Source organism: Undibacterium sp. Ji42W (genome assembly GCF_049340405.1).
Classification (GTDB): Bacteria; Pseudomonadota; Gammaproteobacteria; order Burkholderiales; family Burkholderiaceae_D; genus Undibacterium.
Genome location: NZ_JBMPOV010000003.1, coordinates 219,417 through 236,228 on the forward strand (window position 1 = coordinate 219,417; position 16,812 = coordinate 236,228).

The following is a 16,812-nucleotide window of genomic DNA, read 5'->3' on the forward strand; positions in this document are numbered from 1 at the left end:
TCATTTATCAATACGCTTTCTTGTCGAGTAATTTCAACAGATACTGGCCATATTCATTTTTCTTCAGTGGCTGCGCTAGTTTTTCGAGGTCGGCGTCACTGATGTAATGGCGGCGGTAGGCAATTTCTTCAGGACAGGCTACTTTCAGGCCCTGGCGTTTTTCTATGGTGGCGATGAATTGTCCGGCTTCGAGCAGGGATTCATGGGTGCCAGTATCCAGCCAGGCCATGCCCCTGCCCATCAGTTCCACATTCAGGATGCCGTGCTTCAGGTATTCGTTGTTGACATCGGTGATTTCCAGCTCGCCGCGCGCCGAAGGCTTGATATTGGCAGCGATATCGCAGACCTGGTTATCATAGAAATACAGGCCAGTGACGGCGTAATTAGACTTTGGATGTGTCGGTTTCTCTTCTATGCTGATAGCCTGGCGCTGCTCATTGAATTCAACGACACCATAGCGTTCAGGATCTTGCACATGGTAAGCAAACACGGTCGCACCGCTTTGTTGCGCATCAGCCTGCCGCAATTGCGGTTCAAAATCGTGGCCGTAATAAATATTGTCACCCAGGATCAGGGCAGTATTGGCATTGCCGACAAAATCCTTGCCTATGATAAAGGCTTGCGCCAATCCATCAGGTGAAGGCTGGATGGCGTAACTCAGTTGTATGCCCCATTGATTGCCATTGCCGAGCAATTCGGCAAAGCGCGGCGTGTCCTGCGGTGTGGAAATAATCAGGATGTCACGTATCCCCGCCAGCATCAGCGATGTTAGCGGGTAATAAATCATGGGCTTGTCATACACAGGCAATAACTGCTTGGAAATAGCCTGGGTCACCGGATACAGACGCGTTCCCGAACCACCCGCCAGAATGATGCCTTTACGTGCTGAAGTACTGGCCATATTGTTACCACTCATACTACGTCCCCATCTTCATCATCTTCATATTGCAATGCTACCCACTTCAGGTATTCGCCAGACTGTACCTGCTTGGTCCATTCATCATTGGCAAGATACCATTCCACGGTTTTTCTGAGGCCGGTAGTGAAAGTTTCTTGTGGCTTCCAGCCCAATTCTTTTTCTATCTTCCTGGCATCTATCGCATAACGGCGATCATGTCCTGGCCTGTCGGTGACATGCTTGATCTGGTCTTTGTAACTGCCTTGCGCCTTGGGTTGCAACTCGTCGAGCAATTCACACAGGGTATGCACCACACTGAGATTGGTTTGCTCATTCCAGCCACCCACATTATAGGTTTCGCCGGGTTCGCCAGCCTCCAGTACCCGGCGGATTGCCGCGCAATGGTCTTTCACGTACAGCCAGTCACGTACCTGCAAGCCATCACCATAGATTGGCAAGTCCTTGTCGGCACGGGCATTGGCGATCATCAGCGGGATCAGTTTTTCCGGGAAATGGTAAGGGCCATAATTATTGGAACAATTGGTCGTCAGTACCGGTAAGCCATAGGTATGGTGATATGCACGCACCAGATGATCGGATGCAGCCTTGGTTGCAGAGTAAGGGCTGTTCGGTGCATAGGCCGTGGTTTCGGTGAACGCGGCATCGTCTGCCGCTAAGGTGCCATACACTTCATCAGTGGAGATATGCAGGAAACGGAAGTTGGCCTTGTCTTCGCCTTCCAGGCTTTGCCAGTAAGTGCGCGCCGCCTCTAGCAGGTTGAAGGTGCCGTTTACATTGGTCGTGACAAAGGCGGCCGGACCAAGGATGGAGCGATCTACATGGCTTTCTGCCGCAAAGTGGACGATGGCGCGTGGTTGATATTCAAAAAACAAGCCGCACAGATGTGCACTGTCTATGATGTCACCTTTGACAAACACATGGCGCTCATCATTGTTAAGGCTGGTCAGGTTGTTCAAATTGCCAGCGTAGGTCAGTTTGTCGTAATTGAGTACAGACTCATCTGACTGGGCCAGCCAGTCCAGAACAAAATTGGCGCCAATAAAACCCGCGCCCCCTGTGACAAAAATCATGCCTCACTCCTCTAATAATCGCTGAATCTGCTGAATTGCTTGCAACAGGCGATTTTACTTGAGATGAGGCTGTTTTCGGCTGCTTTACTTAATGGGGGCCGGTAAAGTAAGTATTTATTTGATGCGTTTTAGCAATTTTTAGCAAATATCATCATTGGCACAAAGTTGAACCATGTTTGCGCTTGATTAAACTTGACTCTATTGAAATACCTGGTAGGAGCATCCAATTATGGTGCCAGAGGATTATTCTGCGCCATGCATATCCATACAACAGTAGCAACAGTATAGGCGAGTAAACATAGTGAAATGAGTGAGAGTTTCATGGTTTTACCTCCATTGTTGTTATTTCGTTATTTCATTATTTCTTAAGAATTTTATTTCGGCATTTTTTTACGATTTATTTCTTAGTTATCAGTGTAGGAGGCAGCGCAGCATAATCCAGTAATGAATTGTTTTTGATTTGTTACGAAATGTTTTTGTTTGTACACTTGTTAGTACAAAAAGAGTGCCAGTTCTACATCTGATCGCAGCAGATCAGAGAAGTTCATGAAATTTGAAGATAAAGCCTTGAAATCGCAAGAGGATATCCCCAAATGCAGGGGTAATGTTCGTTTTTGATCGGGAGAGTAAGTATGCAAGAGCAAGAAAACCAGCAAGCGGAAAAGGTAGAAATAAAAGAAGCCGCGCCGGAAGTTCAACCGGATGGTGTTGTTCAAGGTGAAACAGTGCAGACATCTGCACCTGAAGCGCCACAGGCAGCGCCTGCACAAGATACTGCCGAGCAAGTGATTGCCAAGCTCGAAGCGAAAGTGCAAGAATTGCAAGATTCTTTCATGCGTGCCAAGGCCGAGGGTGAAAATATCCGCCGCCGCGCCCAGGAAGATATCAGCAAGGCACACAAGTTTGCGATCGAAGGCTTCGCTGAGGCCATGGTGCCAGTCAAGGACAGCCTGGAAATGGCCCTGAAGATTGACACGCCATCTATAGAAGCGCTGAAAGAAGGCGTGGAAATGACATTGAAGCAACTCAGTGCCGCATTTGAAAAGAATCGCCTGAATGAAGTGAGCCCTGTTCAAGGCGACAAGCTTGATCCGATGAAGCACCAGGCTATCTCCATGGTGCCAGCTGAGCAAGAGGCCAATACCGTTGTGACTGTATTGCAAAAAGGTTATACCATTGCCGACCGTTTATTGCGTCCGGCTTTAGTGACAGTAGCGCAAGGAAAGTAAGAAAAGCGTAAAAAACACGCAAAAATGGCTTGAAAAGCGTGTTTTTTACCATATATCCGAAACAGACGAGTTAGTTGCAGCTTAAAAAAACGCGCTGGCTCACCAACATTGACAAAAAAATCTACATTCTGAGGGAATTATCATGGGAAAAATGATTGGTATTGATTTGGGTACAACCAATTCTTGCGTTGCTATCATGGAAGGCGGCCAGCCAAAAGTGATCGAAAATGCAGAAGGTGCGCGTACTACACCTTCCATTATTGCGTATCAAGAAGATGGCGAAATCTTGGTTGGCGCATCTGCCAAACGCCAGGCTGTTACAAATCCCAAGAACACACTGTTCGCGGTCAAGCGCTTGATCGGTCGTAAGTTCGAAGAAAAAGAAGTGCAAAAAGACATCGGTCTGATGCCTTACACCATTTCAAAAGCAGACAATGGCGATGCATGGGTGTCCGTGCGCGACAAGCGTCTGGCACCGCCGCAAATTTCGGCTGAAGTTTTGCGCAAAATGAAAAAAACCGCTGAGGATTACCTCGGTGAAGAAGTGACAGAAGCAGTTATCACTGTTCCAGCTTATTTCAATGATGCTCAACGTCAGGCAACCAAAGATGCGGGCCGTATCGCCGGTCTGGATGTCAAACGCATTATCAATGAGCCAACGGCTGCTGCGCTGGCCTTTGGCCTGGACAAAAAAGAAAAAGGCGATCGCAAGATTGCTGTGTATGACCTGGGTGGTGGTACTTTCGACGTATCCATCATTGAAATTGCTGACGTAGATGGTGAAATGCAATTCGAAGTATTGTCCACAAACGGCGATACTTTCCTCGGTGGTGAAGATTTCGATCAACGCATCATCGATTACATCATCGACGAATTCAAAAAAATCAATGGTCTGGACTTGTCCAAAGACCCTATCGCTTTGCAACGTATCAAGGCATCTGCCGAACGCGCGAAAATTGAATTGTCGAGCTCGCAACAGACAGAAATCAACGAGCCCTACATTGCCATGGCAAATGGCGCACCTGTGCATTTGAACTTGAAAATCACCCGTGCCAAGCTGGAAGCCCTGGTAGAAGAACTGATACAGAAAACCATCGATCCTTGCCGCATGGCCATCAAGGATGCAGGCGTGAAAACCACAGACATTGACGACATCATTCTCGTCGGTGGTATGACACGTATGCCTAAGGTGCAGGAGATTGTTAAAGAATTCTTCGGCAAGGAACCACGTAAAGACGTGAACCCTGATGAAGCCGTTGCCGTTGGTGCAGCGATTCAAGGTTCTGTCTTGTCTGGTGACCGTAAAGATCTGTTGTTGCTGGACGTGACACCTTTGTCCCTGGGTATCGAAACCCTGGGCGGCGTCATGACCAAGATGATCCAGAAGAACACGACTATCCCGACCAAGTTCAGCCAGGTATTCTCTACTGCAGATGACAACCAGCCTGCGGTAACGATCAAGGTGTATCAGGGTGAACGAGAAATCGCAGCCGGCAATAAAGGCCTGGGCGAATTCAACCTGGAAGGTATTCCACCATCAGCCCGTGGTACGCCACAGATTGAAGTGACTTTTGATATTGATGCCAATGGTATTTTGCACGTAGGTGCAAAAGACAAAGCCACAGGCAAAGAAAACAAGATCACCATCAAGGCAAACTCTGGTTTGACCGAAGATGAAATCCAGAAAATGGTGAAAGATGCCGAACTGAACGCGGAAGAAGACAAAAAGGTCAAGGAATTGGCTGAGTCCCGCAATCAGGGCGACGCTTTGGTGCACTCCACCAAAAAAGCGCTCGCTGAACATGGCGATAAACTGGAAGCTGGCGAAAAAGAGAAAATCGAAGCCGCCATCAAGGATCTGGAAGATGTGTTGAAATCTGGTGACAAGGCTGAGATCGATACCAAGCTGGGCGCATTATCTACAGCATCCCAAAAGCTGGGTGAAAAAGTCTATGCAGACATGCAGGCACAACAGGCAGCAGCAGGTGCGGCCGGTGGTGCAGGCGCTGCCGGTGCAGATGCCAAACCTAAAGATGATGATGTAGTTGACGCTGACTTTAAAGAAGTCAAAGACAGCAAGTAATATCTACTTTGACGGGCTTGCCCGTCATGACGCGCCGGGTGGCTCGCATTGCGGTGCCTGCCCGGCGTTTGCGCTTAAGTTTGATGCTTGAGTCCTGGACTTAAGTTCAAGAACAATACTGAGGTTAACAAGAGATGGCGAAGCGTGATTTTTACGAGATTCTTGAGTTAGGCAAAAACGCCACTGAAGAAGAAATCAAGAAGGCCTATCGCAAAATGGCGATGAAATACCATCCGGACCGCAATCCGGACAGTAAGGTCGCGGAAGAAAAATTCAAGGAAGCCAAAGAGGCTTACGAGATGCTTTCCGACAGCCAGAAGCGCGATGCCTACGACCGCTATGGTCACGCCGGTGTCGATCCGAATATGGGTGGCGGCGGTGGTGGTGGCGCAGGTGGTTTTGCGGATGCCTTTGGTGATATTTTCGGTGATATCTTTGGTGGCGGTGGTCGCCGCAATGCTGGCCCGCAAGTGTATCGTGGTGCAGATTTGCGCTACAACCTTGAAATCACACTGGAGCAGGCTGCCAACGGTTTTGATACCACCATCCGCGTACCTAGCTGGGATTCTTGCGAGACTTGTCATGGTTCTGGTGCCAAGCCAGGCACATCGCCGGTTACCTGTACTACTTGCGCCGGACATGGCCAGGTACGCATGCAGCAAGGTTTGTTTAGCATACAGCAGACTTGCCCCAAATGTCATGGCACAGGCAAGATGATTCCTGACCCTTGCCCTAGTTGCTCGGGTGTAGGCCGCATCAAACGTAACAAGACCCTGGAAGTCAAAATACCAGCCGGTATCGATGATGGCATGCGCATACGCTCATCTGGCAACGGTGAGCCAGGCGTCAATGGTGGTCCGCCAGGTGATTTGTATGTGGAAATCCATATCAAGCAACATCCGGTATTCCAGCGTGAAGGTGATGACCTGCATTGCGAAATCCCTATCTCCTTTGTCAAGGCTGCCCTGGGTGGCGATATTGAAGTACCTACGCTGAGCGGCAAGGCATCCTTCACCGTGCCTGAAGGTACCCAGTCCGGCAAGACTTTCCGCCTGCGCAGCAAGGGTGTGAAGGGCGTGCGATCCGGTTATGCAGGTGATCTGTTCTGCCACGTTGTCATCGAAACACCGGTGAAACTGACAGAAAAGCAAAAAGAACTCTTGCGTGACTTTGAAAAGTTGACGGTAGAAGGCGGCTCCAAGCACAATCCGCAAAGCAAAACCTGGATGGACAAGGTTAAAAAGTTCTTTGAATAAATCCGTATCCTGACAATTTCGCAAAAAAACTGCAAAAAAGTCCTTGAAAGCCTGCCGAAATTTGTTTTGGCAGGCTTTTTTGTTGCTGCGATACCGCGAAACCATTTCTTGCATATCAGAGCAGCAATTCTGCCTGCCACCGATATGGCATTCTGCTACTATGAGAACAGTAGAATACTGTTGCCCTTGGGTTGAAAAACGGAGGTAAATAGTGAATCAAACTGCTCAACACTCAACATCAGTAGCTTAAAACCTGTTTTCAGGACTCACACCGCCTTGATGGATAAATCATATATCGGATTGTCATCCAGATATCCCAGGCTTTTTGCGCTGGGGGTGGCACTGATTGTGTTCCTTGGTTTGTGGGCCATCGACAATAACGAGCGCGAACTGGCTATTCAGAAGCAAAAAGTCGACATCATCGAAAAATTGGTGGTCTTGCGTACCAAGCTGGGTACGGGCATGACGTCAAATATTTCTGCCGCGCGCGTGCTGGCCGTCACCTTTGCCACCAAGCCAAATCTGTCTGAGCAGGAATTCAAAGTGCTGGCGGCAGAGGTTGCCAGTGCCAATCCCAGTATCCGCAATCTGGTGCTCGTCAAGGGTACGATACCCAGTTACGTCTATCCCTACAAAGGGAATGAGAAAATCCTGGGCGTCGATTATCGCCAGTTGCCAAAGCAGTGGCCAGTGTACCAACGCATGATAGAAGAGCGCACAATACAAATTGCCGGGCCGCTAACGTTGGTGCAAGGTGGTGTTGGTCTGGTGGTGCGCATTCCTGTTTATGAGCATGAAAGCCATGATGAATTCCTGGGCTCGATCGCCATGGTGGTCAACTATGATCAGTTGCTGGAGCAGGCTGGCGTCGCCCAGGTGCAAAATGAAATTAGTCTTGCTATACGTGGTCGCGATGCCATGGGTAGCAAGGGAGAAGTGTTTCTTGGTGAGGCAAAGTTATTTGCTGGCGATGCAGTCAGGCAAAGCATTATCCTGCCTGGCGGCAGTTGGGAACTGGCTGCTTTACCACATGGTGGCTGGCAAGGGACTACCAGACTGTCGAGGTTCATCGAAGTTTTTGGCCTGATTGTCTGTCTGATGGCCTGGATGCTCAGCTATCAGTCCACCATCAAACGCCGGCAACGTGAACTGAATGCAGATGAATTGCGCGAAAGCGAAGCACTGCTGCGCTTGCGCAATGAGGCGCTGAGCGCCACCTCACAAGGCGTTCTGATCGCCGCCAGCGATGGCCATATCAATTATGTCAATGATGCAGCCTGCCATTTGAGCGGTTATCCCGAAGATATCTTGCATGAAAAAAAGCTGGGTGATTTATTTACGCCCGCGGTTGCCACTCTGCTGGCGGAAGATCGTGAAGAGAAAAAACCACTGACACTGGAATACAGTCGTAAAACTGCAGATGGTCAAGTGCTATGGCTGGAATTGTTGCTCACGCCAGTGTATGACCAGGATGCGAAATTACAGCAATACGTTGCCTTGCTACGCGACATCACCGAGAAAAAACTGGCCGATAAAGAGCTTGAAATTGCCGCCATGGCTTTTGAAACCGAAGAAGGCATACTGATCACCGATGCCAATCTGGTTATTTTGCGCGTCAACCAGGCATTTACACGCATCACTGGTTATGAAGCGAGCGAGGCGGTAGGCGAGGGCACGCGCTTGCTGCAATCTGGCCGCCATGACGAGTCGTTCTATAGCCAGATGTGGGAAGAAATACGCCGCAATCATCGCTGGCAGGGTGAGTTGTGGAACCGTCGCAAGAATGGTGAAATTTATTCTGAACGACTGGTGGTATCTGCAGTGCTGGATGAGAATGGCAAGGTCAGTAATTATGTCGGCTCTTTCAATGACATTACTGAGCATAAAGTCTCAGAAGAGAAAATTCACCAACTGGCATTCTTTGACCCGCTCACGGGTTTGCCAAACCGTCGCCTCTTGCTCGACAGACTGGCGCGGGCCTTGTCCCTCAGCCGCAGGCATCAGCGTTATGGCGCGATTTTAATGATAGATCTGGATAACTTCAAAACCCTGAATGATACGCAAGGTCACAATATGGGTGACTTGCTGCTGACCCAGATAGGCAAGCGCATCCATGCCTGTGTGCGTGCCGATGATACGGTTTCACGCACCGGCGGTGATGAATTCGTGGTCTTGCTTGAAGGGCTGCACGAAGACATGCAGCATGCCGCCAGCCTGGCTGAAACGGTCGCAGAAAAAATCCGCGTTACCTTGAGCCAGACCATCAATCTGGGGCATATCGATTATGAAAGTTCTGGCAGTATAGGTATCACCATGTTTGGCAGCGAAGCGGTCGGTATCGATGAATTATTGCGTCGCGCCGACATGGCCATGTACCAGGCCAAGGCGCTCGGTAAAAATAGTGTGCGCTTCTTTGATCCCAGCATGCAGGCCGCGCTGGAGTTCCGCACCGCAATGGAAACCGACTTACGCCATGCTCTCATGCACAAGCAGTTTGTCCTGCATTATCAGTTACAGGTCAGTGCGCTTGGCGACCCAATAGGGGCAGAGGTATTGCTGCGCTGGCATCACCCTGCGCGCGGACTGGTATCTCCACTGGACTTTATCCCGCTGGCAGAAGAAACCGGGCTCATTTTGCCGATAGGCCTGTGGGTACTGGAAACAGCCTGCAAGCAAATCGCCATCTGGGCTGACGACCCGGTTAAATCCGGCATGCAACTGGCCGTCAATGTCAGCGCCCGCCAGTTCCGTCATCCAGGTTTTGTCGATGACGTCAAACGCATACTGCAAGAAACGGGAACCAACCCAGTCTTGCTGAAACTGGAACTGACAGAGAGCGTTGTGCTCGAAGACGTCGCCATCGTCATAGAAAAAATGCATGCCATCAAGAAACTCGGGGTCGGTTTTTCCATGGATGATTTTGGTACAGGCTATTCATCCCTTTCTTACCTGCAACGCTTGCCTTTGACGCAGCTCAAGATAGACCGTAGTTTCGTACATAATTTGCCAGATGATGTGAACAATGCAAACATCGTCCGCACCATCATCAGCCTCGGTGCCAGCCTCGATTTGAATGTCATTGCAGAAGGTGTGGAAACCGAACAGCAACGCGAATTTTTACTTCAGGCCGGTTGCCAGGCTTATCAGGGCTACCTGTTCTGCAAGCCTATTCCTATAGACGAATTTGACCGCTTTATCAGCGCCCGCCACGCGCTGCAAAAAGCCGACAGCCCAAAAGTTGAAATTCAGGTAAGCTAGAGTCGCGACTATCGTATCCCAAAGCGATGGCGCGTAGTTTACAAGTGGTATTAAAATAAAAGGGGAGACAAATGCGATTGAACAAAACAGTAATGCGCCTGGCAGGTCTGGCGCTGGCCTTATGTATGAGTGTGCAAGCCAGTGCCACCGAAGTTGCCGGAGTTAAATTTGATGAAAGCGTACAGGTAGGCGGCACTGATCTGAAGTTGAACGGTGCAGGCATACGTTACAAGGCCATTTTCAAAGTCTATGCAGCGGGACTGTATCTGAAAGAGAAAAAGACCACAGTACCAGAAGTACTGGCATCAGCCGGGCCACGCCGCGTGACTATCGTCATGTTGCGCGACCTGAGTAATGAAGAATTCGGTCGTGGCTTCATGACCGGTATTCAACAAAACACCGACAAGGCAGAAAAATCCAAAATGACTTCACAATTCATCCGTTTCGGTGAATTGTTTGCCTCCGTGCCTGAACTTAAAAAAGGCGATGTCATGACCAATGACTGGATACCCGGAGTAGGCACGGTCGTCTCACTGAATGGCAAGAAAATGGGCGATCCTTATCCGGACCTCGGTTTCTACAATGCCTTGCTGCGTATCTGGCTGGGAGAATCCCCGGTAGATCGCAGCCTCAAGAAAGCCATGCTGGCTGAGGAAGATACACGCCGTTAATCTTTCGGGATCAGACAATTAAAGCGCGGGGATGCAAATCCCTGCGCTTTTTTTTGCCCGACAAAACAGTATGTACCTATATTTGTTCGGGACATACCAGATATTCAAATTCAGCTATTTCGTAGTCGCTATATATAAGTGTATATTACGCTACTTGTTCGACACTTATTCTTCTGGATACCGTATGCAAATCAAGACCATGGGCAAACTCATTGCCAGTATTGCTTTCTGCACAATCTCAGCCACCAGCCTTGCCGCAGAAGTCACAGTCTCTGCCGCTGCCAGCCTGACCAATGCCTTCAAGGAAATCGCACAAAATTATCAGGCGCAATATCCTGAGGCCAAGGTGTCGCTGAACTTTGGTGCGTCCGGTGCGCTGCTGCAGCAAATTGCCAAAGGTGCGCCGGTCGATGTATTTGCCTCTGCCGATCAGGAGAGCATGGATGAAGCGCAAAAACAGGGTCTGGTCATCGCTACAGATCGCCGTGATTTCGTCAAAAATACCCTGGTGCTGATTGCGCCCATAGACAGCACTTTATCGATCAAGCGTCTGGAAGAGTTGAACCAGGCTGGCGTCAAGCGTATTGCCATCGGCAGCCCTGCCAGCGTGCCGGTCGGGCGTTATACCCAGCATGCGTTGACGGCAGCAAAACTGTGGCCCGCACTGGAAGCCAAGGCGATCTATACCCAGAACGTGCGCCAGTCGCTGGACTATGTGGCCCGTGGCGAAGTCGAGAGTGGCTTTGTGTATGCGACCGATGCTGCCATCATGAAAGACAAGGTCAAAGTAGTCATGGATGTGCCGCTGGACATGCCTGTCACTTATCCCGTTGCCAAAATCAAGACCAGTACCAATGCAGAAGAAGCCAAACGCTTTATCGCCTTTTTGTTCTTGCCGCAAAGCCAGGCTATCCTGACTAAGTACGGTTTCCAGAAACCGTAAAATCCTTAAGGTTATAGATGAATCCAGCATGGACAGCCCTGCTATTGTCATTGAAAGTCGCGGGCTGGGCCACGCTGCTGAATTTGATTTTGGGTATAGGCGTAGGCTATTTGCTGGCCCGCAAGCGCTTCCCTGGCCGTGACTTGCTCGACACCCTATTGACCTTGCCCATGGTCATGCCGCCTACTGTGCTGGGTTATTATTTGCTGGTCTTGCTGGGGCGACGTAGCGCACCCGGTGCGTGGCTGCAAGATCATTTTGGCTTCAGCTTCATTTTTACATGGCAGGGCGCGGTCATTGCGGCGGCCATCGTTGCCTTCCCGCTGGTATTCAAACCGGCGCGGGCTGCATTTGAAGCGGTTGACGGGCAACTGGAACAAGCTGCCAGGGTCTTGGGTATTGGCGAAATGGCGACCTTTTTCCGTGTGACTTTGCCGCTGGCATGGCGCGGCATATTGGCAGGTGTCTTGCTCGCCTTTGCCCGCGCCCTCGGTGAGTTTGGTGCCACCTTGATGGTGGCTGGCAGCATACCCGGCAAGACCCAGACTTTGTCGATTGCCGTCTATGAAGCAGTGCAGGCAGGTCAGGACGATGTTGCCAATACCCTGGTCTTGCTGACTTCGGCAGTCTGTATTGTGGTCTTGCTGCTGGCGGGCAAGCTGGCACCTGGCCGCATTGCGAATCGCATGTGACGCCTTTGAATATGAGCAAATAAAATGCAATTTGACCTGCACATACACAAGACTCTGCGATCCGGTCAGCGCAGTTTCAAACTTGATGTTGTCGTCCGCAGCGATAGCCAGCGCCTCGTCATACTCGGCCCATCCGGTGCGGGCAAGAGTCTGGTTCTCAAGGCCATCGCCGGTTTGATGACGCCGGATACGGGCTATATCCATGTCGCTGGCAATACCCTGTTCGACCATACGGTCCGTATCAATTTGCCGCCACAGCGCCGCCAACTGGCTTATCTGTTCCAGGACTACGCCTTGTTCCCGCATCTGAACGTGGCGCAGAACATTGCCTTTGGCCTCAGTCATGGCTGGCGCAACCCTTCTGCCAAAGTGCAGGATGAAAAGGTCGATTACTGGCTCGACGCCCTGCATATAAAAGCCCTGGCCAGGCAGATGCCACATGAATTATCGGGCGGGCAAAAACAGAGAACCGCCCTGGCACGCGCCCTGATTGCTGAGCCGCGTGCGCTCTTGCTCGATGAACCTTTTGCTGCTCTCGACCAGCCGCTGCGCATCAGCATGCGCAAAGAGCTCGACAGCCTGCAAAGGCAATTGAATATCCCCATGATACTCATCACCCATGATGCAGAAGATGCGCGGTTGTTTGGAGAGCATGTACTGAATTTGCAGGAAGGCAGACTCGTCGAAAGCACAAAATATGCAGCATGAAAGTCAATGAGGACTGCAGCAGATGAATACAAAGAATAAAGAAATTACCCTGCAAGGTTCAGTCTGGATGACCGTCGATGGAGAAAACCTTGGCGGCCAAAGCCGCATCGCCTTGCTGGCCCAGCTTGCCGAAAGCGGTTCCATCACCCAGGCGGCAAAAGCTGTCAAAATGAGCTATAAAGCTGCCTGGGATGCCATCGACACCATGAACAATCTCGCAGGTGAACCCCTGGTAGAGCGCCTGACAGGTGGCAAGGGAGGCGGTGGCACAAGACTGACCAAGCGCGGTGAACAACTGGTCAATAATTTCAGGATCATAGAAAAAGAACACCGCGACTTCATCGCCCAGCTAGACCGGCAGGCAGTAGGTATTGCCGACGATTTTTTATTGATCAGGAAAATGAATATGAAAACCAGCGCGCGCAACCAGTTCCTCGGCAAAGTCAGCCAGGTGAAACCGGGTGCCATCAATGACGAAATAGAACTCGAAATAGCTGGTGGCCAAAAGATCGTCGCCATCATCACCCATGAGAGTACGCTGGAACTGGGTTTGCAAATTGGCGCAGAAGCCTTTGCACTCATCAAAGCTTCTTCCATCATCCTCATGGAAGAAGACCCCAAAGTCAGGCTCTCAGCACGCAACCAGCTCACAGGCAACATCAGCCGCATCCTGCCAGGCGCAGTCAATACCGAAGTGGTGCTTGAATTGCCAGGTGGTGCGACCCTGGCTGCCATCATCACCAATGAAAGCGCAAGCAGCATGGGCCTGGTCGTAGGTGGTACGGTGACAGGATTGTTCAAGGCCTCGAGTGTGGTATTGGGTGTGGCGGGTTGAGGAGGAAGTCTGGTGTCTCATGTCAACGAATAGAATGAGACTTTATGGTCCGTATAATTTCCGCTGAATACGCATTGACCAAAATAGATTTCAAGTTTTTGGTGTAGCCATCGTCCGATAATATCTTGGTATATTCCCAGGCCAGGGTATCAAATTTTTCATAGTACCTGAGCTTGGCAGTCATGTTTTTTTCGAGCAAGCCTTTCTTGATGATGGCACCGTCTTTATCTTGTTCGTGTATGAAAGCCATGTTTTTTCAAGAACACCTTTTCTGGCTATGACGCTCGTTAACTCTCTGAAAGAATGAAATACTTGTTTTTCTGTTGAATTGGCATAAGCGGGGAGATTCATTTCTTCTATTATGCTTGCGTCAGATCTGAGTGAAATTTCTACAGGAAAAATGACTTTGGGTGTTCCCGATAGTTCAAAATCGAATTGCAATATATAGGCTGGAATTTCCCATTGATAATCCCTGGCATTTGGTTCTTTTTTACGTAACTCTTTTGCGTCTATCACCTGGCCACCTACCAATTTCAAATGTGCATATTGCGCTTCACCCAGGCGTTTTTTCAGGGTCTTGCGGCGACAGGCTGTGGGATATCAGCCAGCGATTTGGGTTCTCTTGGCTGGTATTTGCCGAACGAAACCATCCCATGCCAAGATGACTCGGGAACAATTTCTGCCAATGCAGGGCAAGGTAGCTGAGTCAATGCAGCGAGAAAAAGTAAACGTACTATGGGAATATGCATCATAGTGAAGAACTTGTAATCTCTTTAATGTGGTACGTCATTGTTAAGCACTTAGCTACTGTGTGCTTGCAAAAGCATTATTCCAGGGTGAATCTCAAGTCGCGATTATCCTTCGCCACATTCCCCGCAAAGTCCGTCGCATGAATGCGCAGGACATAATCACCAGGCGCTAACTTGCTGACATCCCAGCTGCCTTTTTTAGCAATCCCATCCTTGACCGAATTGCTGGCCATGTACAAAAAGCGGGTTTTCTTTGCACCATGCACGGTGATGCCGCTTTCTTCTGCATACAATAACTTGACCATTTCACGGTCGGGTGGCAGGGCATTGAATTCCATCGTCACGCGTGGGGTTTCATAGCCAGGCAAAGGGCTGCCATCGGTATATAAGAGCTGGTAGCCCAACTTGTACAGACCCAGACGACGGCGTTTGGCATTGCCATCGACCTGGTCATAGGCATCGACGACGATGCCATAGTCTTTGACCTGGCTGGACAGGAGCAGGCGGCCCTGTTGTTTGTCCTTGATTCCTTTTCCGCTGCCATCAACGATAGTGATGTCTTCTATTTGCGGTGCGATGGTATCGACCAGGCCGGGGAAGTTCAATTGCAGTGGGTTGATTTTGAGGCCAGCGTGATTATGTTCCAGATGCACATGGAACATGCGGTTGATGCTGCCCAGCGCTTCGCCAGTCTTGAAGCGGGTGCCGCGCCTGACACGCACTGCATAGGGTTTGCCATCTGCCAGCGTCTGTAGCTGGAATTTATCGTCATTGATCACCGCATCTTTTGCGTTGCGTCCCACTTTCATGTGGATATACGCCATGCTGTCGAGCTTGATGCCTTCGCTGAGGCCAGCGTAACCCCAGGCGCTGCTGGTGCCGCGTACTTTTTCACTGGCGATGGCATACACGGTTGTGCCCATGTTTGCCTGCACATCAAGGCCACCGTGGAAGTGGTCGCGACTTTCACCATCATAATTGCCGCGTACTTCACCCATGGTCCCGACGACTTCATGGGGAGTCTTTTGCGGTTTGATGGGCCAGGGATAGGATTTGATTTCATCATCAAGACGGGTATTTTTTATTTCCTGCATAGTGGCTGGCGCTGCCGGTTTTTGTCCGGCCATGCTGTCAGGCATGCCTTTGCTATGCAGGCTCACCAATTGCAGGCGGGCGGAATCGCTGACCAGCAGACCACCTTTGTCATTCAATGCTAAGCCTGTCGGCTGCAAGAAACGTAGGGCCTTTTCATCCCCGGCTTCAAAATTGATACCTACTCCAGTCACGCCACGCATCTCCCCTGCGGGAGAAATCTGTATGATGCGCCCCTTGCCGCTTTCGCCTATGTAGAAGTGATCGTCATAGGTGGCGACGATACTCAAAGGGCGGCGCATCAGGGGTTTCTCTTCATCATCAAGGGCTCGGGCCAAGGTGGTGACTTGTCCATCCTTGCTCAGCCTGCGTATGGCGTCGTTCTTGCTGTCGGCGATGAGGATGTCGCCCTTGCTATTGATTGCCAGCCCTGTTGGCGTATCAAACAGGGCAGTGGCCGCTGCTCCATCCAGATAACCAGAACCATTGCCACCAGCGATGGTACTGACCTGGCCATCAGGGCTGATCTTGCGTATGCGGTCATTGTAGGTGTCTGCCACGTAGATATTGCCAGAAGCATCCACTGCTATGCCTACTGGGCCATTGAATTGTGCCTCCGTACCCATGCCATCGTGGTAGCCGGGTTTGCCATTGCCTGCCAGGGTAGTCACCATGCCTTCAGGGCTGATGCTGCGGATGGCATGATTACCTGTATCAGCTACTAACAGATTACCTGTAGTGTCAAGAGCAATGCCAGACGGTGTATTGAAAGCCGCCAACTCCGCTTTACCATCAATGAAACCCTCGACTGAGCCTGCATAGGGTGTGACTGCACCCTTTACGCTGATTTTCATGATCTGGTTATGCTCACCAGCATCGCTGACAAAAATATTACCCTGCTTGTCTATAGCAACTGCATAAGGATCGGAAAAATAACTGCTATCAACATCAGGCACGCCCGCATGCACATCCAGCTCGGCTTGCCAGTCAAATGAGGTCGCTACCGGCTTTTTGATCACGCCCACTTTCGCCAGCAAATTGTCTTCCGAGATATCGTCGCTGTCATTGCCAAGATAGCGTACCGTACCCAGGGTGATGGCTAGCAGGGCAATCACAAACAACAGGCGTATGAAGATGGTTCTGAGCATGAGGCAAATAATGTTATGTACGGCACAAGTCGTGCAGCTTAGCGCAAATGCCGCGCACTTGCCATCATAGATGTGATGGTCTTGCGCAGAGAATTCATAAATGGATTAGCATCTGATTTCTACGCCGAAAGGCCGCTATCAGATCAACCAGGAAGGAAA

The 16,812-nt window shown here is 50.3% G+C and carries 13 protein-coding genes; 9 read left to right on the top strand and 4 right to left on the bottom strand.

The features are described 5' to 3' along the window. Positions 1 to 7: 7 nt before the first annotated feature. Both rfbA and rfbB read right to left on the bottom strand, forming a co-directional pair. Positions 8 to 916 (bottom strand): glucose-1-phosphate thymidylyltransferase RfbA, encoded by a 909-nt coding sequence (gene rfbA, locus ACO0LG_RS07225; RefSeq protein WP_423024780.1) that lies wholly within the window; start codon positions 914 to 916, stop codon positions 8 to 10. Beyond that, positions 913 to 1,989 carry a dTDP-glucose 4,6-dehydratase gene (gene rfbB, locus ACO0LG_RS07230; protein ID WP_423024782.1) on the bottom strand — a complete coding sequence of 359 codons (1,077 nt, stop codon included), beginning with the start codon at positions 1,987 to 1,989 and terminating at the stop codon, positions 913 to 915. The genes rfbA and rfbB overlap by 4 nt, the downstream gene beginning before the upstream one ends. Positions 1,990 to 2,621: 632 nt before the next feature. Between rfbB and grpE the strand changes: the two genes are divergently transcribed. The 9 genes from grpE (at position 2,622) to ACO0LG_RS07275 (ending at position 13,664) form a co-directional block, all read left to right on the top strand. Continuing rightward, positions 2,622 to 3,218 (top strand): nucleotide exchange factor GrpE, encoded by a 597-nt coding sequence (gene grpE, locus ACO0LG_RS07235; protein WP_423024784.1) that lies wholly within the window; start codon positions 2,622 to 2,624, stop codon positions 3,216 to 3,218. Between the two features lie 142 nt (positions 3,219 to 3,360). Then, positions 3,361 to 5,301: a molecular chaperone DnaK gene (gene dnaK / locus ACO0LG_RS07240; RefSeq protein ID WP_423024786.1), complete on the top strand. Its 1,941-nt coding sequence runs from the start codon at positions 3,361 to 3,363 to the stop codon at positions 5,299 to 5,301. 134 nt (positions 5,302 to 5,435) lie between these two features. Beyond that, the gene (gene dnaJ / locus ACO0LG_RS07245) at positions 5,436 to 6,557 is read left to right on the top strand and encodes a molecular chaperone DnaJ (RefSeq protein ID WP_422972229.1); all 1,122 of its coding nucleotides are present in this window, start codon (positions 5,436 to 5,438) and stop codon (positions 6,555 to 6,557) included. 279 nt (positions 6,558 to 6,836) lie between these two features. Next, complete coding sequence (locus tag ACO0LG_RS07250) at positions 6,837 to 9,815, top strand: EAL domain-containing protein (RefSeq protein ID WP_423024788.1); 2,979 nt, start codon at positions 6,837 to 6,839, stop codon at positions 9,813 to 9,815. A 71-nt stretch (positions 9,816 to 9,886) separates the two neighbouring features. Beyond that, entirely contained in the window at positions 9,887 to 10,486 is a 600-nt protein-coding gene (locus ACO0LG_RS07255; RefSeq protein WP_423024790.1) for a chalcone isomerase family protein, read from the top strand. A gap of 184 nt (positions 10,487 to 10,670) precedes the next feature. Then, positions 10,671 to 11,429 (top strand): molybdate ABC transporter substrate-binding protein, encoded by a 759-nt coding sequence (gene modA / locus ACO0LG_RS07260; RefSeq protein ID WP_423024792.1) that lies wholly within the window; start codon positions 10,671 to 10,673, stop codon positions 11,427 to 11,429. A gap of 17 nt (positions 11,430 to 11,446) precedes the next feature. Then, a complete protein-coding gene (modB, locus tag ACO0LG_RS07265; protein WP_423024794.1) occupies positions 11,447 to 12,121 on the top strand; it encodes a molybdate ABC transporter permease subunit in 675 nt (224 codons plus the stop codon). A gap of 24 nt (positions 12,122 to 12,145) precedes the next feature. Further along, positions 12,146 to 12,829 (top strand): ABC transporter ATP-binding protein, encoded by a 684-nt coding sequence (locus ACO0LG_RS07270; RefSeq protein ID WP_423024796.1) that lies wholly within the window; start codon positions 12,146 to 12,148, stop codon positions 12,827 to 12,829. A 22-nt stretch (positions 12,830 to 12,851) separates the two neighbouring features. Then, on the top strand, positions 12,852 to 13,664 hold the full coding sequence (locus tag ACO0LG_RS07275; protein WP_423024798.1) for a TOBE domain-containing protein: 813 nt from the start codon (positions 12,852 to 12,854) through the stop codon (positions 13,662 to 13,664). 180 nt (positions 13,665 to 13,844) lie between these two features. Here the strand turns inward: ACO0LG_RS07275 and ACO0LG_RS07280 are convergent, their stop codons facing one another. Next, positions 13,845 to 14,180, bottom strand: coding sequence for a hypothetical protein (locus ACO0LG_RS07280; RefSeq protein WP_423024800.1), 336 nt, complete (start codon positions 14,178 to 14,180; stop codon positions 13,845 to 13,847). Positions 14,181 to 14,490: 310 nt separating this feature from the next. Then, positions 14,491 to 16,653, bottom strand: coding sequence for a gluconolaconase (locus tag ACO0LG_RS07285; protein ID WP_423024802.1), 2,163 nt, complete (start codon positions 16,651 to 16,653; stop codon positions 14,491 to 14,493). Positions 16,654 to 16,812 lie beyond the last annotated feature (159 nt).